Annotated in this window: 21 protein-coding genes and 1 riboswitch; of the genes, 11 read left to right on the plus strand and 10 right to left on the minus strand. The window is 36.6% G+C overall.

Annotated features, from left to right (window positions below):
* Positions 1-491 precede the first annotated feature (491 nt).
* A complete protein-coding gene (locus tag BM012_RS20825; RefSeq protein ID WP_061804105.1) occupies positions 492-1,721 on the plus strand; it encodes a serine hydrolase domain-containing protein in 1,230 nt (409 codons plus the stop codon).
* A gap of 270 nt (positions 1,722-1,991) precedes the next feature.
* A complete protein-coding gene (locus tag BM012_RS27300) occupies positions 1,992-2,267 on the plus strand; it encodes an alpha/beta fold hydrolase (protein WP_061804087.1) in 276 nt (91 codons plus the stop codon).
* 79 nt (positions 2,268-2,346) lie between these two features.
* On the opposite strand, the gene BM012_RS20840 is transcribed toward BM012_RS27300, so the two are convergent.
* From BM012_RS20840 to BM012_RS20860, 5 genes are all read right to left on the minus strand, one after another.
* Positions 2,347-3,702, minus strand: a complete 1,356-nt coding sequence (locus BM012_RS20840) for a TrkH family potassium uptake protein (RefSeq protein WP_061804088.1) — start codon at positions 3,700-3,702, stop codon at positions 2,347-2,349.
* A 143-nt stretch (positions 3,703-3,845) separates the two neighbouring features.
* Positions 3,846-4,502, minus strand: coding sequence for a potassium channel family protein (locus BM012_RS20845; RefSeq protein ID WP_061804089.1), 657 nt, complete (start codon positions 4,500-4,502; stop codon positions 3,846-3,848).
* A 131-nt stretch (positions 4,503-4,633) separates the two neighbouring features.
* A riboswitch (cyclic di-AMP (ydaO/yuaA leader) is annotated at positions 4,634-4,786 on the minus strand.
* 212 nt (positions 4,787-4,998) lie between these two features.
* A complete protein-coding gene (locus tag BM012_RS20850) occupies positions 4,999-5,742 on the minus strand; it encodes a hypothetical protein (RefSeq protein WP_061804090.1) in 744 nt (247 codons plus the stop codon).
* Between the two features lie 33 nt (positions 5,743-5,775).
* Positions 5,776-6,273, minus strand: a complete 498-nt coding sequence (locus tag BM012_RS20855) for a hypothetical protein (RefSeq protein ID WP_061804091.1) — start codon at positions 6,271-6,273, stop codon at positions 5,776-5,778.
* Positions 6,274-6,465: 192 nt separating this feature from the next.
* Positions 6,466-7,059, minus strand: coding sequence for a DUF4825 domain-containing protein (locus BM012_RS20860; RefSeq protein ID WP_061804092.1), 594 nt, complete (start codon positions 7,057-7,059; stop codon positions 6,466-6,468).
* A gap of 302 nt (positions 7,060-7,361) precedes the next feature.
* Here BM012_RS20860 and BM012_RS20865 point away from each other — a divergent pair, with 302 nt between their 5' ends.
* A complete protein-coding gene (locus tag BM012_RS20865) occupies positions 7,362-7,583 on the plus strand; it encodes a hypothetical protein (RefSeq protein ID WP_074842891.1) in 222 nt (73 codons plus the stop codon).
* Positions 7,584-7,995: 412 nt separating this feature from the next.
* Here the strand turns inward: BM012_RS20865 and BM012_RS20870 are convergent, their stop codons facing one another.
* On the minus strand, positions 7,996-8,916 hold the full coding sequence (locus BM012_RS20870) for a response regulator (protein ID WP_061804094.1): 921 nt from the start codon (positions 8,914-8,916) through the stop codon (positions 7,996-7,998).
* Positions 8,913-10,184 carry a sensor histidine kinase gene (locus BM012_RS20875; protein WP_061804095.1) on the minus strand — a complete coding sequence of 424 codons (1,272 nt, stop codon included), beginning with the start codon at positions 10,182-10,184 and terminating at the stop codon, positions 8,913-8,915. Before BM012_RS20875 ends, BM012_RS20870 begins: the two co-directional genes overlap by 4 nt.
* Positions 10,185-10,389: 205 nt before the next feature.
* Between BM012_RS20875 and BM012_RS20880 the strand changes: the two genes are divergently transcribed.
* The 3 genes from BM012_RS20880 to BM012_RS20890 all read left to right on the plus strand — a co-directional run bounded on the left by BM012_RS20880 (position 10,390) and on the right by BM012_RS20890 (position 14,423).
* Positions 10,390-11,661: a cation:dicarboxylate symporter family transporter gene (locus BM012_RS20880; protein ID WP_061804096.1), complete on the plus strand. Its 1,272-nt coding sequence runs from the start codon at positions 10,390-10,392 to the stop codon at positions 11,659-11,661.
* A gap of 30 nt (positions 11,662-11,691) precedes the next feature.
* Positions 11,692-13,104 carry an aspartate ammonia-lyase gene (aspA, locus tag BM012_RS20885; protein ID WP_061804106.1) on the plus strand — a complete coding sequence of 471 codons (1,413 nt, stop codon included), beginning with the start codon at positions 11,692-11,694 and terminating at the stop codon, positions 13,102-13,104.
* Between the two features lie 200 nt (positions 13,105-13,304).
* Entirely contained in the window at positions 13,305-14,423 is a 1,119-nt protein-coding gene (locus tag BM012_RS20890) for a GerAB/ArcD/ProY family transporter (RefSeq protein ID WP_061804097.1), read from the plus strand.
* 339 nt (positions 14,424-14,762) lie between these two features.
* On the opposite strand, the gene BM012_RS20895 is transcribed toward BM012_RS20890, so the two are convergent.
* Positions 14,763-15,266: a GNAT family N-acetyltransferase gene (locus BM012_RS20895; RefSeq protein WP_061804098.1), complete on the minus strand. Its 504-nt coding sequence runs from the start codon at positions 15,264-15,266 to the stop codon at positions 14,763-14,765.
* 241 nt (positions 15,267-15,507) lie between these two features.
* Between BM012_RS20895 and BM012_RS20900 the strand changes: the two genes are divergently transcribed.
* Positions 15,508-15,735 carry a hypothetical protein gene (locus BM012_RS20900; RefSeq protein WP_061804099.1) on the plus strand — a complete coding sequence of 76 codons (228 nt, stop codon included), beginning with the start codon at positions 15,508-15,510 and terminating at the stop codon, positions 15,733-15,735.
* A 140-nt stretch (positions 15,736-15,875) separates the two neighbouring features.
* Here BM012_RS20900 and BM012_RS20905 read toward each other — a convergent pair whose 3' ends face one another.
* Both BM012_RS20905 and BM012_RS20910 read right to left on the minus strand, forming a co-directional pair.
* Positions 15,876-16,205, minus strand: a complete 330-nt coding sequence (locus tag BM012_RS20905; protein ID WP_061804100.1) for a cupin domain-containing protein — start codon at positions 16,203-16,205, stop codon at positions 15,876-15,878.
* Positions 16,206-16,259: 54 nt separating this feature from the next.
* Positions 16,260-16,895: a class I SAM-dependent methyltransferase gene (locus tag BM012_RS20910; RefSeq protein ID WP_061804101.1), complete on the minus strand. Its 636-nt coding sequence runs from the start codon at positions 16,893-16,895 to the stop codon at positions 16,260-16,262.
* Positions 16,896-17,003: 108 nt separating this feature from the next.
* On the opposite strand from BM012_RS20910, the gene yeiL reads away from it, so the two are divergent.
* The 4 genes from yeiL (at position 17,004) to BM012_RS20930 (ending at position 19,105) form a co-directional block, all read left to right on the plus strand.
* A complete protein-coding gene (yeiL, locus tag BM012_RS20915; RefSeq protein ID WP_061804102.1) occupies positions 17,004-17,675 on the plus strand; it encodes a transcriptional regulator YeiL in 672 nt (223 codons plus the stop codon).
* Positions 17,676-17,923: 248 nt separating this feature from the next.
* Positions 17,924-18,196, plus strand: a complete 273-nt coding sequence (locus tag BM012_RS20920; protein ID WP_074842889.1) for an HU family DNA-binding protein — start codon at positions 17,924-17,926, stop codon at positions 18,194-18,196.
* Positions 18,197-18,454: 258 nt separating this feature from the next.
* Positions 18,455-18,739: a hypothetical protein gene (locus tag BM012_RS20925; protein WP_061804103.1), complete on the plus strand. Its 285-nt coding sequence runs from the start codon at positions 18,455-18,457 to the stop codon at positions 18,737-18,739.
* Between the two features lie 111 nt (positions 18,740-18,850).
* Positions 18,851-19,105: a hypothetical protein gene (locus BM012_RS20930; RefSeq protein ID WP_061804104.1), complete on the plus strand. Its 255-nt coding sequence runs from the start codon at positions 18,851-18,853 to the stop codon at positions 19,103-19,105.
* The last annotated feature ends 140 nt before the right edge of the window (positions 19,106-19,245 follow it).

Here is a 19,245-nt window from a genome sequence, read left to right on the forward strand (position 1 = left end):
ATTCGGATAAAGGAAGGCTTGAGCCGTATGAGTTGAAAGGCTCACGTACGGTTCTTAGGGGAGTTGGGGGCAGTGATGCCCCCTGCTTACCCGACTTAACTAACCTTGTATATTATAGCTTAAAAAATAGAAAGAACTAACCCCATGGGCGTAAGGTAGTCTTTTCTTATAAATAGAGTAGTCGAGGATTACTTATATATAAACCTACATCTTGTATGTAGGTTTTTGGGTTTTGTTAAAGAATATCGTTCATTTCTTGGTAAAACTACACAGGTTCTTTAACGCTATTCAAGTGTTTTTAAATCTTATTCATCGGACAGTCATATCTTTAGGTATAAAATTCAACGAACAGTTATATTTATATCCAAAAAAAAATAGATTAGATAGAGTGACAAAAAGGACTTTTAAGTATGAATAACAAACGAGAATCTGTAGAACAAATAGGGCTGATAAAAAAGTAAAGAGAGGGAAACTAAATGAAAAAGATTACAATGGGCCAAAGTAACAACAGCTTCTCCAAAACTGGACTGCGCAAAATGCGTGACGTGCTGGCACGGCATGTCGAGTCCGGAAAGATTCCTGGGCTCGTCGCCCTGGTCAGCCGGTACGGTGAGACGCATGTCGAAGCGATTGGAAAAATGCGCTATGACGGTGGGGCGCCGATGCGTCGGGACACAATCTTCCGGATGGCCTCAACATCCAAGCCGGTTACAATTGCGGCGGTGGCGGTCCTGCTCGACGAATGCAAGCTGCATCTGGACGACCCAGTAGACACATGGCTGCCCGAACTCGCCGACCGGCAGGTGCTGAAACGACCTGACGGACCGCTGGACGAAACCGTGCCGGCGCGGAGGCCGATCACTGTACGGGATCTGATGACCTCCACGTTCGGGCTCGGAGTGGATCTGACGTTGATGGGCTCCCCGATCCAGAACGCAATCTTCGAGGTGGGAATATACGACACTCCCTTGAAGGAATTGCCCGAGCCAGATGAGTGGATGCGCCGTCTTGGCACACTCCCACTGAGCTACCAGCCCGGGGAGCAGTGGCAGTACCACGTCAGCAACGAAGTGCTCGGTGTGCTCGTTGCCAGGGTCACGGGTCAGACATTCGAGACGTTCCTGCGCGAACGCATCTTCAATCCGCTGGGGATGAAGGACACCGGTTTCTACGTGCCCTCCAACAAGATTGACCGGCTGCCACCCGCCTTCAACCCCGATCCGCAGACCGGAGAGTTCATCGTGTGGGACGAGACCAAAGGCGGCCGCTACAGTAAACCTCCAGCGTTCCAAGCAGGTGGGGGTGGGTTGGTCTCAACCGTCGATGACTACCACGCCTACTTTCAGATGTTGCTAAATCAAGGGGTGCATGGGACCAAACGAATCCTGTCTCGGCCTGTCGTTCAGCTGATGACCACCAATCGTCTCACACCCGAGCAACAAGCATATCGAGACGACTTAGCCAAAAACAACGTCCATTTGTCGCATGGCCAAGGGCAGCACGGTGGCTGGGGCTTTGGAATGGCTGTGCGCACCTATCGCGGCGACTACGCATCCATCGGCCAGTTCGGCTGGGACGGGGGAACCGGCACCACGGTGTACGCTGATCCGGACAAACAGCTCACCGGAATCCTGCTCACCCAGGTCGGGATGTCCACTGCGGATTCGGCGCGGCTTATCCACGATTTCTGGACCATGATCTACCAGGCAATCGAAGACTGACACCGAGCCCGCGGTTCGTCGTTCGTTTAAAAAAGGCCGGTGAAATTCATCAACCTTATTGGGGTAAAACCAGGACGTGACGCGGAGTTGGTTGGGAGGAGTGGAAGTGAGCAAGGTCATGCCCGCAAGTCCTTGATGGCCTATTCAAAGCTTGCAATCACCGATATCCAGCAGGGATATAACAAAAATAATCACCATTTAATTACATCTACATTGTGGGGGGCAGCTTTGCTGGCACTACCCAAAGAGAGTATTGAAGCCGTACGTTGAATGAACAATCATTATCTTTCACGATATGACTTTCTTATAGATCTTTTGCAAGTCAATGAACTTTCCTCTAAGACGTTACAATCTGTTACCTGTCCCACATTGATTATGCATAGTAAGAATGATAGTGCTGTACCTTTAGAACATGCTTATTTCGCGCATAGCCAAATTGATCAATCAGAGATGTGTTTACTTGATTCTTTGGGCCATCTCATTTGGCTGGGAGATAAAGCGAAAGAAGTAAATAAAAAAGTAGTATCATTCCTTTGTAGGGAATAATACTACTTTTTTCATTCATCGAATCATTTACAATCCATTAGTTTTAAGTCAATCAAAACATAGATTGAAAGTGAAATATTTAGCCAAGAAGAATTTTTTCTTCTGCATAACGAATCTTTGACTGTCTATTTGCACGAATAGCAAGGACAAAACCGATTGTAAGAGGTCCTACTCTTCCAATAAACATCATAATGGTAATAAGAATGCGTCCTGCAGGACTTAAATCTCCCGTAAAGTTAGCACTTAATCCAACCGTACCTGAAGCAGAAACGGTTTCAAACAAGAGTGTAGACATGTCTACTCCTTTTTCCGTGATGGTTAGTAAAAAGAAAATCACGAATATAAAAATAATTCCTGAAGTAGCAATAGCAAAAGCTCTATAAACGAGAGATTTAGAGATTCTACGTTGAAAAATATTAATATCTTCTTTGTTGGTGAGTACTACCCATAAAGCTAACAATATGACAACAAAGGTCGTGATCTTAATTCCGCCACCGGTTGAACCTGGGGCTGCTCCGATAAACATAAGTCCCATCATATAGACTTTTGAACTTAATGTTAGCTCCCCTATATCTAACGTATTAAAACCAGCTGTACGAGGAACGACTCCTTGAAAATAAGCTGCCCACCATTTATCCCCCATACTTAATTCACCTAAAGTATTAGCGTTATGATATTCTAAACCAAAAATCACGAATGTGCTCACGATATTAAGTAGAATGGTCGAAGCCAATACAATTTTAGTGTGAAGAGAAAACTTTCTTATGTTTCGTTTCTCCAAAATATCTGCAATGACAAAAAATCCAGTTCCACCTATTATGAAAAGAAATGTAATGACAAGATTGACGGTTGGATCCCCGACCCATTTACTTAAGTTATCGGGTTCCAAGCCAAATCCTGCGTTGTTAAATGCAGATATAGAGTGAAATATTCCATAATAAATCGCTTTTCCCCAACTCATCTCTTGTGACCAACGAATGGCTAGGATCAGGGCTCCAATAGCTTCTACGGCCAATGTAATCAGCACAACACGTTGAACTAAAGCGATAACTCCTTGTAGAGAAAATGCATTTAAAGATTCTTTAAGGATTAACCTTTGTTGTAATCCAATTTTCTTACCTAATATGATAAACATAAGGATCCCAATGGTCATAAAACCCCATCCACCTACTTGAATGAGTACAAGTAAAATGATTTGTCCGAATAAAGTAAAGGTCGTTCCTGTGTCTACAACAGCTAATCCCGTTACACACACGGCAGAAGTGGCTTCAAAAAGAGCATCGATAAAGCTTAAGTGATGTCGGTCACTTGTAGCCGCAGGGATCATTAATAAGCCTGTTCCTAGCAATATTAAGCCTAAAAATCCCGAAAATAGAATAGTTGCGGGTTCCAGTTTCTTTATCTTATTCCTTTTGCGTGATTTATAAAGTAGCATATTAAATTCCTTTCAAAGTGTTTTAAATAAAGGTTTAACTGATAGATTCCATCGTGGCAAAGGAGATCTTTAACCGTATCGCTCCTAACATCATGAAAAACGTAAACACTAGTACGAGGAATTAAATATATGTTGCATTCATCTTACACACCTTCTTTTTCAAATCGCGCAATGTCTTGATTATGTCCCATCACAATTAAAACATCATCTTTATAAATGATTTCTTCCGCAGCAGGAGCAACCATAAATCTTCCGTGACGTTGAATTCCCACGATGTTACATCCGTACTCTGATCGTACGTTGAGTTCTTCCAAGCTATGATAATCCAGCTTGTTTGTTGCCACAATTTCTACAATGCTGTACTCTTTGGATAACTCAATAAAATCGATCATTTTATCGGAAGTAATATGGTGGGCAATCCTTTTGGCTACATCCCGTTCCGGATGGATCACTCGGTCCACTCCAATCTTTTCAAGCACTTTTGAGTGGTATTCATTTTGCGCTTTTGCCCATACTTTACGAACTCCTATATCTTTTAATAGCAATGAGGTTAAGATACTGGTTTGCATATCATTCCCAAAAGAAACGAAAGCATGATCGACATTGCCAACCCCCAGCTTACGTAAAACCGTTTCGTCGATTGAACTTGGACAAACGGCGTGCGTTGCATAATTCGCATGCTCACTAACTCTCGACTCGTCTGTATCTACGGCTAATACTTCAATACCCATATTATAGAACTCTTTAACGAGAGTTGAACCAAAACGCCCTAAACCAAATACGGCAAATAATTTCTTCATTATAATTCTTCCTTATCATGTTTTCATTAGTATTTGTTGTTTAGCATAAAAAACACAGAAATATACATTTAACGGCAAAAAGACCACAGAGGAGCCCCCTGCGGTCATATCATTCTTCCATCACAAGTTTCACATCCTCTCCCTAACGCTTACGAAGTTAGCTGTCGGATTCGGGTCAAGAAGTAACCCTACCTTTATTTACATAAAGGATTCACCCCAAGTAACAGAAAAAGCTGTTACAAAATTGGTTTCCCCGTTCCATACGGATTCAGCGATCAAGATGATTTATAAATTTATGAAAGATATATTACTCTTGTTCTTTTATATTGTAAAGACTAAAATATCGTCTATTGCTACTATACTAAATTTTAATCTATATATCCTTAAGTGAATAATTAGAAGTTAAAACGTCCATAAAAGTATACTTAAAAAAGAAAAAGTGCAAATCCGTTGTCATGTAACGGTTTTGCACTTTTCTAGTATCGATATTTATGTTTTATGTATATTCAAAACAAATGACTGCTTTTCTTAGTTCTTTATTAAAAAATAAGTATATACGATCCGCCCCATAAGCTTGAAAGTAGTAACCTGTAACAAATCCAATATACGTAAATGGATGACCTTTTTCATCTTTTGGTACATGCAATAAATTCGTGTAGTCGAAAATTTCGTCCTCATTATCGCAATCCTCTAATAATTCTTGTCCTTCTTCGGCCATAAAACGTAAATCATCTAGAACTCCATTGATTTTAGGATAATCTAATCCCCAGCCACTTGTCTGCTTTTCAGCGAACTCTTGTTCTAATTCTTCTATAGATGTAACTTCTTTTGTGTAGCGAGAATAGGGATAAATCTTCCCATTACGCTTGAAAAATTCTTTGCGGATTTCGTAGTCCTTTTCATTACGCGTATAGGCTTCCTCTAAAGTTTCGGAAGGATCCTGCTCAATCTCAAAATAATTCCAGTCTGCCTCAAATTTATACTTTCCTTCAATGACATTAAAGCCTAACGTATCCTCTTTCGTAAACCTCGTATGGAATGACGGGGTAAAATCACCGACACACCCTTCATGAATTTCCTTTGCTGACACAATATGTAGCCACTCATCCCATTCTGGTTCTATACATTTCAAGTTGATAGAACAAATGGGTAAAAAGTGTTTTTTATGCTGCTCTAAATTATCAACAAATACTTCTTCATAAGAAGGAAATGGTTTAATAAATTGTTTAGGAATGTTCATCTCTTTTCTCCTCTTTTATGGGTCTTTATGAATTTAATAGTCCCATTTATCCCCATCTGTAATCCACTTGTTTTCATACAAATCAAAGAAAGGATCATAATCATGAAAACTAAAATAAGCAGGTAGTGAAACACTTTTACCGTTAGCTTTATTCCAACAATCTGCAAACCATTCTACAATCACTTTTGTTTCAGCTTCAGATATGGGATAGTCAGCCTCTTCATAGAACGTCCAAAATTCATCTTTTTTCTCATCAGGTATATGATAATATTCAATGTCCTCAAGTAAATTATAACTACCTGCAAAGATACTAATTTCATTTCCTTCATAAAATACTTCGCCAGCTCCTCTATCCATAGAAAACATAACAATGTCCAGTCCGAACGATTGAACAAATGCTGTAAAGTCTAATAGGTCAATTTTTTCGTAATAATTGAATGTAAGAGTTTCTTTGGTACAATGAATTAAGGCATCAGAATGTCTTTGAAGTCCTTCTTTTAATGAAGCAATATGATTTTCTATAGTAAACAAATTCTTCACTCCCTATATTAATTACACTGTATATGTATGTTAGACGTCTAACTCTTTTATTCTAGCTTTATACAAGTTGAACATCAATCCGTTTACTTAACCTCACGTTACTAAATAACATCTTTAGATACAAAAGCTTTTATTCTTATAACATGTTTTATGTTAACTAACTAATTATGTATAGTATATTTCTCATCCTTGCAGTTCCTTTATAGGGAAATTTTCAAAGAATTGGTTGATGGGTTCCTTTGATTCAACCATACTATCAATCTTTTTTCTATTCCTGTCGATAAAATCCTGGGCTTTTTTCTTCTTTAATAACTCATCAGCACTTGGTAATGAATCAATATTTTTAGATATAAAAGTACTCATTTCTTTTCTTGATATGGAAAAAGACTGATTGTCTACTTCAAAACTGTAACTTTGAGCATTGGGTACTAATACTGTCAAATAGATAGCATTATAAAGAAAATTCTTTTCTAGAGTCTTTTTACCATCAAACCAGTACTGTAAGATATCATCTTCTGATAAGGAGCCATCGTTATAACCATATGTTACTCTGAGTGACTTATTATCTAGATCTAATTCTTTCAACGTTTCTCCTCCAGGTAAGGATTGAACAATAGTCATTACCTTAGAATTATCGCCTACATAAGTTACACTATATTCTTTTAGGTGTTTCCCTTCAACATGAGAAATACTTGTAACAGATTCTTTTTGTGAACAACCTGTTACCCCTACAAAAGTGAACAAAACTAAAAGTGATAATACTTGAAAATATTTCATATGAACCTCCATTTGATTACTTAATTACCTCTATATGGATATTGTTTATGTTATAAGTGTATCGTAAATAAAACATCATTTAAAGAAATGGAAAAGTTTCTATAATTTAGCTTATATTAACTAGCTTTCTACATCAGATTTATGTACTTCTATATAGAAAAGATTATTTTTAATTGTTTTTTAATTCCTATTATGTAAAATTAAAGATGGAACTATTATTTGGTAAAAGGAAAGGATTGTCTAAAATTATTATTAAAAAACATTTATTAATGTATACATCTATTTTGGTGTTATCTACATCTATGCTTATGAATCAGAATGTTATTTCACCATTGTCATCTGAAGGAGCAAATAAGGATGTTGAAGTTCACCTAACAGCAGAAGAACAAAACCAAGCTGAAGCAAGGACTTATAACACTATGGGTAACGTTCCACTAGAGAATAGAGATGTTGAAATTCATATTACGGCAGAGGAACAAAACCAGGACGAACAAGAAAAGATGCTTAATACAGGAAACTTTTAATGAAAAAAGGGAGGGTTTAAGGTTTATAATAAAAACATTACTTCTCATAATAACAATTAAGAGGCAAAGCGAACCATCTGTTTATGTTCACTTTTTATGGAGTATAAAGATAATTAATGGATATAAGTGTTATACTCGTTCATAATAGAAAAAAGCGCCAACTCGTTTTTATTAAACAGGTTTGCGCTTTTTTTACTTCATGAAACATATTTTTAACTAGAAATTATTAATTTCATTTAAATTTAAGTCATGAAAAATGAATAGCTATATGTCATAAATATCCTTAAGACCGCCCAGTATCCATAGTGTATAACCAAGATTTAGCGATTAATTGCAAGCATCTTAAAGTTTTTGCACCCGAACCGGATGAACAATTTTCCCCACTGATTGAAGGTTTACTTTATATAATTTATTATTCAACCAACTGTCTCGCTTCCATAAACATCGTTTGGATAAACTTTTTCATGTTAATGCGGCTCTGGTTGCTTGTTTTTTCGTTTTTGTCTTCTAGCTCCAGCATTTTCTTGCGGACTTCCGAGAAATTAAAAAATGTGGAAGAATAGGCTTCGAATTTTGGATTCGTATAATCTGTCAATCCTAATGAAGCGATATGGATGAGCGCCTGGTGAAGAGCGCGGCGGACACGCTGCTCAGAAGCTTTCATTTCTTTCTGGATTTCGGCCTCTTTCGCTTGCTCTCCCAGCTTTTCAGCAGCGATGCCTGCAAAAATTTCCTTTAAAGATGGAAACATATAGGGAGAACCGAGTCTTTGCTTTTCATTTTGGAGGAATTCTAAAATTTTTAGTAAATCCTCGTTTCCTCTTTCCCCAATCATGCCTAAATCAGAGATTAAGGAACGTCCGGCTTCCATAATATTTTTTGTATGAGAGGAGGACACGAACGGAGACTTCGGGTGTCCTGTAAATAAGTTCAACGCCTCTTGAATGCCCTGGATTGATTGCTCCAACAGTATTCGCTTGTTTACCTTTTTTAATATTCCTGCAATTTCAAGATGGTTCAGTGGTTTTGTAATGTAGTATTCCGCCCCTAAACTATACGCCTCTCCAATCAGTTCCTTCGCTTCCACTTGTGAAATCATTACAAACTTTCCTTGAAATTCATCAGCAAGAGCTCGGATTGTTTCAATCCCATCCCTTATTGGCATTAGCAAATCAATTAAGACAACGTCTACTTTTTTTAAAGATAACAAGCCATTATCCACTAGTGATCCGTCCTCCACTTCTCCGACCACATTTCCTAAATCCTCGTCTTCAATCATATCTGTCAGCATTGCTCGAATGGCAGGATCGTCATCTATAATGAAATAATTCATCTCGTTAACCCTTTCTCTATCATCGCATTTATCGGAAGTTCTACGATGAATGTGGTTTCTTTATAGTTATCCATAAGCCTGATATGTCCTCCCCGTTTTTCAACAGTTTGTTTCACATATGATAAACCGATACCCGTCGAAGGATTTCCCACCGAATCAAATTTTGTTGTAAATCCTTCTGTGAAAATGACTTCCTTGAGCTTCGGTGCAATGCCGGGACCATTGTCACTGACGCAAAAATCCACGAATTGATCTTTCCTTTTCACATGTAGCGATATGTATCCCTCTTTTTTAATGGCTTCCACGGCATTGGCCAACAAATTATTGATTAATGATAATACCATATATACATGGTAGGGGGGATGGTCCCCATCTACATGCAAGGAAAATGAAACATCTTTGTGAAGGGCCTCTGCATATCGTCTATTGGACACGAACATGATGTTACCGAGCTGTTCGATATTCATATAATCCTGCAGGTTTTCGGAAGACATGAGTTCCGAAACCCCCGCATAAATCCGTTGGTTGTCCTTTTTGATCTCATGCACGAGACCGGCAATCTGCAGCGCCGTTTGCGCATCACGGCCGTTGTTCTCCCCTGATTTTAACAGGCGATAAAAAGCGTAACACATACGGGTGATTTCTTCCGCATTTTGCATCGTTTTCTTCAATTGAACCGATTCTTCATACAAATTTGAAATGAAAAGTAGCATTTTCTCCTTTTGCCTGCGCTGCTCTTCTTCTGCAAATTTTGCTTCTCTCAACTTGAAAATATTAAAAAAGCCGAGAACGAAAAAGCTTCGAATAAAGGCGATGAAAAAGAGTTCTTCAATGGCAAGCAAGGATATGTCCTGATTTGCCAAGAAAGAACGAATCGCCATTTCCGATCCGCTTGCAAAAAGTTCGATCATTACCCCTAAAAACCCAATCACAAACGGTTGATCGTGCCGTTCGTTCAATTTCGTCCAATGAAATACGAATGCGTACATGACGTAATAGAAAAAGGCGGGAAAATGAAGATACATCGCTTCCTCAACAGATATGTTTTGTATCCCAACAGCTAGCAAAAAACGAAAAACAAACACACTTATCCCTGTTAAAATGCCTAAAATATTCGGATGAATTCCTCTCTTCCACAGCAAAAACAAGAAAAAGACTGGCGTGCCCAAACTGACTCTGAATGTATCGTCGAATGGATAAAAATTGAATTCACCCGCAAGAGGCACCGCAATCATCATCAATGGTAAAATCCATATACGTTCTTTCAATACTGTCCCTCCTCAGGCCCTATATAAAAACATAACACAGTGTACTGAAATGATAAAAAAGAGGAAAGGGTTTTGACTGAGATTTTTTATTTTCTCATTTGCTCTTGTAGGTTTTAGTAGGTTTTAGTAGGACTGATTATAAACTAAGAATATCCTTAATAATGAAAGCGTTAACAATGGGCAACTAACATAAGGAGGAATTTAAATGAAAAAGTTTGGCTTAGCCACACAAATATTTATTGGACTTGCTTTAGGAATTGCTGTAGGAGCATTTTTTTATGGTAATGAAACAGCAACGGCTATTCTCCAACCAATTGGAGATATCTTTCTTCATTTAATTAAAATGATTGTTATACCTATAGTTATAGCTGCTCTAGTTGTTTCAATTGCAGGGGTAGGAGATATAAAAAAATTAGGAAAATTGGGTGGGAAAACTATTCTGTACTTTGAGATTGTTACTACCATTGCTCTTGCTGTAGGGCTATTAGCAGCAAACCTATTCCACCCAGGTACGGGTATTGATATGGAAAATCTCGAAAAAAGTAACATATCTACTTATGAAGAGACGGCTCAATCAAAAGAAGATGTAAGTATTGCGGACCAATTTGTTCATATTATTCCCAGTAATATCTTTCAATCTCTAGCAGAAGGTGATTTATTAGCTATTGTCTTTTTCTCTGTGTTATTAGGTATAGGAGTCGCTGTTGTTGGAGAAAAAGGAAAGCCTGTGCTAAGTTTTTTTGATGGAATATTAGAAGCTATGTTTTGGATTACAAACTTAGTTATGAAATTTGCTCCTTTCGGTGTATTTGCTTTAATTGGAGTGAATGTAGCAAAGTTTGGCATTGGCTCTCTTGTTCCTTTAGGGAAATTGGTACTTGTCATCTATTTAACGATGTTCTTTTTCGTATTCGTTATATTAGGATTCATTGCGAAGATAGTAGGTGTAAATATCTTTGTCATGATGAGAATTTTAAAAGATGAATTAATCCTGGCTTTTACGACGGCTAGTTCCGAGGCTGTACTTCCTAGGTTAATAGAAAAAATGGAGAAGTTTGGGTGTCCCAAAGCTGTCACTTCTTTAGTTATTCCAACAGGATACACATTTAATTTAGATGGGTCATCTATCTATCAAGCTATTGCAGCTGTATTTATTGCCCAAATGTATGGCATTCATTTATCTCTAGGAGAGCAAATCACCCTTTTATTAGTCTTAATGTTGACTTCTAAAGGAATGGCTGGTGTTACTGGGGCTTCATTTGTTGTAGTGTTAACGACACTAAGCTCCATGGGACTACCATTAGAAGGTATGGCTTTTATAGCCGGTATTGATCGTATTTTAGATATGCTTCGTACCTCTGTAAATGTAGTGGGAAATGCTCTAGCCTCCATTGTCATGTCCAAGTGGGAAGGCGGATTTGATCAAGAAAAAGCAAAACGTTACACAGCATCCCTAAAAAAAACACATGTAGCATAAGGAGAGAACAATATGGAAAAGCAAAAAGAAATGAAAGAAGAAGTGCGATTTGAAAAAGATTTTTTAGGCACAAAAGAAGTATTAGGTACAGCATACTATGGCATTCAAACACTTCGGGCGTCAGAGAACTTTCCGATCACAGGATATAAAATCCATGAAGAGATGATTAAAGCACTAGCAATAGTAAAGAAGTCAGCAGCACTCGCGAATATGGATGTAAAGCGTCTTTATGAAGGGCTTGGAAAGGCCATTGTTCAAGCAGCAGATGAAGTGTTGGAAGGAAAATGGCATGATCAGTTCATTGTCGATCCCATTCAAGGTGGAGCAGGAACCTCAATGAATATGAACGCAAACGAAGTCATTGGAAATAGAGCGCTTGAAATTTTAGGTCATCGAAAAGGAGAGTATATTCATTTAAGTCCGAACTCTCATGTGAATATGTCTCAGTCCACAAACGATGTTTTTCCAACGGCTATTCATATCTCAACCTTGAAAATGCTGGAGAAGCTTTTAACAACAATGGAATATATGCATATAGAGTTCAAGAAAAAAGCCGTTGAATTTGACTCTATTATTAAAATGGGACGCACACACCTTCAAGATGCCGTACCGATTCGACTTGGTCAAGAGTTTGAAGCCTATAGTCGTGTGCTTGAGCGAGATATGAAGAGAATTAAACAATCTCGTCAACATCTTTATGAAGTAAATATGGGGGCAACGGCCGTGGGGACAGGATTAAATGCGAACCCAAAGTACATTGAATCGGTTGTTCAACATTTAGCACGTATTAGTGAGTTACCTTTAGTGACAGCAGACCATCTCGTGGATGCAACGCAAAATACAGATGCTTACACAGAAGTGTCAGCAGCCCTTAAAGTATGTATGATGAATATGTCTAAAATTGCAAATGATCTTCGTTTAATGGCATCTGGACCTCGAGCAGGATTAAATGAAATTAATTTACCGGCACGTCAGCCTGGTTCATCAATTATGCCTGGAAAAGTGAATCCCGTTATGCCGGAGCTTATTAACCAGATTGCATTCCAAGTCATCGGAAATGATAATACGATTTGTTTAGCTTCTGAAGCCGGTCAACTTGAACTTAATGTGATGGAACCTGTCCTTGTCTTTAACTTACTTCAATCCATTAGTATTATGAACAATGGTTTCCGTTCCTTTACTGACTATTGCCTAAAAGGTATCCAAGCCAATGAAGATCGTATGACAGAATATGTAGAGAAAAGTGTTGGTATTATTACAGCTGTTAACCCGCATCTTGGGTATGAAACAGCAGCGAGAATTGCAAGAGAAGCTATTTTAACAGGTAAATCTGTTCGAGAGCTTTGCTTACAACATGATGTCTTAACAGAGGAAGAGCTGGATGTCATATTAAATCCATTTGAAATGACGAAACCAGGAATTGCTGGAGAGTCTTTGCTATAGTTTGAAAAATCCCACTCAATCGAGTGGGATTTTCGCTTCCTAGGATTTTATTTTATGTAAACTAGAAATGCATATGGTATCCATTATTCGATCCTTAAAGGTATTGGAAATAGGCGAGTAGGATAAGATAGGATGAATAACTAGATAAGATGTCAATCATGTGGATTAAATCATTGGAGAAAGGAAGGAGTTCCTAAACAGTGGAAAAATCCAAAATTAGTGTCAGTCAACTATTTACCATGATGTTTATCTTTGAGATGGGAACTGCATTAGTCATAAGTTATGGAATAGGTGCCAAAAAGGATGCCTGGCTTGCCATTCTCTTAGGAATGTGCGGGGGAATTGTCTTATTTTGTATTTACTACTTTTTATATCGTCAATACCCAAATCTGATACTTACCGGATATGCTAGAAAAATATTTGGCAAACATCTAGGATGGGCAATTGGCTTGTTATACGTTGTCTTCTTTATGTATGCTTCTGCCCGCACTTTGCATGACTTTGGAGGCTTGATGCTCTCATCGACCCTGCCTGAAACACCGTTATTGGCAATCAATCTCTCATTCGTTCTGGTGATGTGTTATGTACTTTATCTAGGGATTGAAGTATTAGGAAGAACAGCAGAGGTATTTATTGTTATATTATTCTTATTTGGGATAGTAGGAAACTTTTTGGTCCTTGTTTCAGGTCATGTTGACCTTCATCATTTGCAACCGTTTCTTGAAGATGGATGGAAACCCATCTTAACGACAGCATTTCCATTGGCTACATTTCTCCCTTTCGGAGAAATGCTTGTCTTTACCTTTTTGCTCCCTCACTTAAATCGGCCTGAATTAGCTAAAACAACTTGGTTGTCTGCATTAATTTTGAGTGGACTTATCTTAAGTTATACAACAAGCTTAGATGTCGCCGTTTTAGGTGTTAAAGAAGTGGAGAGGGCCACGTTTCCTTTGTTATCGACTATTGGAAGAGTCGAACTTCTTGAGTTTATCCAACGACTTGATGCTATTGTTGTCTTTACCTTTCTCATTACAGTGTTTTTTAAAGTATCCATCTTTTTTTATGATGCTGTAATGGGAATGGTCGATCTGTTTAAGTTAGAAAATCCTCAACAAATTATTTTACCAAGTGGGGTTATTGTCTTCTTTTTATCCATGAGCGTTGCTTCAAATTCTGCAGAACATATTGAGGAAGGTCTAAATATTGTAAATTATTACCTTTCCATTCCTTTCTTTGTGATTATTCCCTTAATTATGTTATTTGTTACCATCATTCGTAATTATTTTAAGAAAGGGAAAGTGAAATCCAATGTAACATAATAGCCTATGTTATATTAAAAAGTCATCGAGTTTAAATAAGTACGAGGGCTTTTTATTTCTAGGTTTGAAGTTTATGTTCAATAGATTTGGATTTCATGTACGTGTATACCCTGAAATTCTATCCCTATATCAAAGTGAATCCCACTCTTGGATTCTTTTTAAGAGTTTCAAAACATTTTTACTGTTTATAATCAACATTATGGTAACTAGGTTTGTGTACTTTATATAATGTAAAAGCAAAAAAGGATATGGAATGGATCCAGTATCCTTTTCAGCTTAGAGCAAGATAAGGTTTAAAGAAGCTGGAAATCTCCCAGCAACATTTAAGGCTTTTTCTTACTATTTAAGGAATAATACCATATGTTCTTCATCTATATATGTATAGTTTAGTTTTAAAGCTCTTTTTTCTAGAGAAAAAATTTTAAATCCGAATGATAAATAAAGGTTTTTAGCCGTCATATTAGTAGTCACTACACTTAAGTAAACCTGTTCAATTTCTTCTAAGGATGTTGCTTTTTCAATACAAGCTGCGATGAGTTTCCTTCCAATACCCATCTTTCTACTGCTTGGGGAGACATACATGCCCACAATATTCGCACGATGTCTTAACTTGATGCGATGTTCTCTTTGTAACGTTACAATTCCAATTAATTTATTTTGGTGAGTAAATGCTACAAATGTAAACGAAATGGGAGAAGAGAGTTTATCTTTAAAATCATTAATCGATAAGTCTTTTTCTTCTTCATAACTAGATCCAAATGATTCTGGATGTTTTTTCAAAGCATCTAAACGAATATCACGATACTCTAGAACATCTAATGAATTTAAGATTCTAATCTGCACTATACACACCTACCCCCTATTTTCTTTTAATCATACAATATAGCGTGACTAGTTGTGCGATTATCCATTGAAGTCCTTAATATAATTTAGTTCACATAATGTTGATTATAAGAAATAAATATGACAGATCTACCTTAAAGGTATTTTTTTATAATCTAGTATGATAATGTGAAGGTAAATTACATTATTTGGTTCCTTTACATCTGAATTTTCCTTATAATGAGAAAGGATGTATGTATTAATGAGTATAACCGAAATTAAAAAAATGCTTAATAATCTGATTGAATACGAAGACTGCACGATTATACATACTATCCCTGGTTTAATCGAATTATGTTATTCTAAAGAATCTAACGCTTTTCAAGTCACTACATTTGCTGACGGGAATGTTTTCTCATATTATGATGTAGAGACGGCTTCTGATGTATTATATAGAGCTTTAAATCCTGACAAAAAAGAGGACCTTTAATAGGGTCTTCTTTTTTGTATACAGTAGGTGAAATTAGTTAACATAACCTATATTATCAACATCTATCCTTATATATTCGAAAGCCACTTAAGATTTATCTTAAATGGCTTTTACAGTGTTTATAATATTTTTTCTTTTATTTACTCATCAATAATTATAGTATCAGCGTTTATATCCTCGAAACAAAGGTTTACTGTTCTTTGTTTCGCTCTGGTTCTATGCACAGTTCCAGCTGGTATAAGTAACGTATCATTCGGTTTTAAAATAGCCGTATCTTTATCTTTAAAATCAATTAAGAGTTCTCCCTCTAAAACCATAAAAAGCTCATCTGAATTAGAGTGATAGTGCCATTTGTATTCACCTGAAAATACAGCGATACGAAGGCAGTGGTTATTAATATTTGATACAGCAAAATTCACATGTTGATCCTTAATATCTTTTGTAAGTGCCTGAAGATTAATCTTCTCCAGCTCTCATTTCTCTACCATTGCAATTCCCCTTTTATATTTTTATCTATCGTAAATTCAATTTGATTTGCCCATATACACTAAACCATTTGAACGATTGCCGTTCATAGTTTTATATTCTAATTTCCTGTATTCTAGTCCTTCAAATGGATCTATCCATTCTTTCACACGTTCTTCGCTATGATGGCGTAAAATGGCCCCATCCGGTAATTCAAAAACCCCATATGTATGATACTTAGCGACTCCTCTTTCATAGCGTAATTTATTTCTTTCATCACTATTCAATAAAAAGTCATTGATATAAATGATACCTCCTGGCTTTAATACCCGTTTAATCTCATTTAAAATAGCATTTTGCTCTTCGTTTTTATATACACATGTTAAAACTGCAAAAAGTAATACAACATCTAAAGAGTTATTAGGAAAAGGAAGCTTTCCACTCTGAATGACTTGAAAATTAGTTTCTGAATCAGCAGACTTAGCTCTCTTAATCATCTCTTCTGAAAAATCTACGCCATGTAATTTTTTGTAACCACAAGTTTTTAATTCAAATAACGTCCTTCCATAACCACAACCATAATCTAATATGGAAGCATCACGATTAACATGTGTGAAAAATAATTCTCGTTGGAAAGGTGTGGTGAACTCTTTTTTATTAGCTACTTTGTTCCAATAATCATTTTGTTTAACCATAATTATGAGACAACTCCTTATAGATCCATTAGTTTATATTGCATCATAGCATGTAAAAGCATAAAATAATGTGAGATATCTCATGTTTTGATCGTAATAGGAGAAACAATGAAATTTTTAACCGACCTTATGCAGGATTATTACATTAAAAAGTATCCAATCGAATCACTCTTTACCTTTCCAATTAAACCATACATTCAGGTCTGCCAATTTGAACGTGGCGAATTTATTTACAAAGAAGGCTCGTATCCTCAATACCTTTACTACCTTGTTGAGGGTAAGGCAAAACTCTACGTTACGCACGAAAACGGGAAAGTATCCCTAATTAATTTTTTTCAATCTCCAACTTTTATGGGGGAAATAGAACTATTAAATTCAGAGCGATCTTCTAAAGCCATACAAACTGTCACAAAGACTATTTGTTTAGCTATTCCAATCCATACATGTAAAGAAAAACTCTTGAGAGATGTTACGTTTCTAAGATATCTGTGTAGCTTTTTAAGTGAAAAAGCTACTAGAATCTCAGCTAAGTACACGCAAAATCAAGCTTATCCACTTGAGAATCGATTAGCCTCCTTCATACTTTTGTCGGCTGACGGTAATTTTTATAAAGAAAAACATACTGAAGTATGTGAGTATTTAGGTGTATCATATCGTCATCTACTCCATGTATTAGCACAACTATGTAAAACAAATATTATCGAAAAGCAATCAAAAGGATACATCATTCGAGATAAAGAACTTCTGGAAAAACTAGCCAAAATAAAGATACCCAACTAGTTATCATAACATGTATTATCGGTAACCAATCTTCGTGAAATTGATTTTAAAATACTTACCCATATGATTGATTAGTAACGTAACAATTGCTCATTTAACAATGCTATAGGGCTAATTCCAACAGATATCTTGTAAAAAAGGAGTTTTCCTTCCATTTATCTAATTTTATTAAGAGACAGATATCTCAAACCTGTGTTATAGTAATCTTTCTACATATGATTCCAAAATAAAAGGATGAGGTGTTCGATATGAACAAGACTGAATTAGTGAATGCTGTTGCAGAACAATCAGAACTAACAAAGCAGGATGCAGCAAAAGCTGTAGATGCATTATTTAAAACCATTTCTGACACTCTTTCAAAAGAAGAGAAAATTCAATTGATTGGATTTGGAACATTTGAAGTGCGTGAGCGTGCAGCGCGAACAGGACGTAACCCTCAAACTGGCGAAGAAATGCAGATTGCTGCTTCAAAAGTTCCTGCTTTTAAACCAGGAAAAGAATTGAAAGAAGCTGTGAAATAAACATAATAGGTCTTATCAGACGTAAAAAAGCGTAAAACCCTTGACTGAAAAGGATTTTACGCTTTTTCTTTTCCTATAAGTATACTTTTACGGACGTAGATTAGGGAGAGTTGTTAACTTTAAGAAAAATATTCACTCCATCTTCTTTGTTATTAAATTTTAAAAACAAGACGCACTCTCAAACTTTTTTTGATACTTCTCGTCTAATTATTACAAAGCATAAAACTTCACTTATCTTTGCGTGGAAAGGAGCATAAATTGAAGAAGAAACTAGGCATTATCTCTGTAATTATATTTATACTCTCTGCTGCATTGGGAATTAGGGAATATTTCTTTATAAGCAGTTTCTTCCCAAGTGATACTGTTACTGCTATTGTTATATTCTTTCTTACAACTGGATTGCCACCTGTTATTGGCTTCATTCTTTCATTTTTTAGTAAAAAAGGTGCTTTAAAAATTACAGGGATAATAGGAAATGGCGCAGTTATGATGCTAACTATTGTATTGCCCCTTGTAGTAGATATTTTCTTTCCCATACAATAGGCATTTTCCTTGGTAACTTCGGAGAATAATCAAAAAGCAACGCAGTAAAATAAAAAATGTGTTGCTCAAATATTTCATTTATAAACTACTAATCAAGCGAGGAAGCACACATTGAGAAAACATTTTGGTGAAATTTCATTTACTTTTTTAATTTTAACTATTGCCTTTTATTTTATGGTTCCTACAGACGATAATTACTCATCAACAACCATTAATACATGGTTATTGATTGGGTTGACCTTTACCTTAGTTTTTGCTTTCTTAAGCCCCAAGAATGTATGGAAAAAAATCGTCCTATCGGTTGTTACGATAGCCTTTATAATCTTTTTATTTATTGCTGTTGCGTTTGGAATATCAGGTTTATAAAGGATAAAGCTATTATTTAGTCGGGTAAGCGAGGGGCATCGCTGCCCCTAACTCCCCTAAGAACCGTACGTGAGCCTTTCAACTCATACGGCTCAAGCCTCCCATTGCAGGTCCATTTGCTGTCGTATCTTCGTCACACA

Origin of the sequence: Priestia endophytica DSM 13796, from assembly GCF_900115845.1 — a bacterium.
GTDB lineage: Bacteria > Bacillota > Bacilli > Bacillales > Bacillaceae_H > Bacillus_I > Bacillus_I endophytica.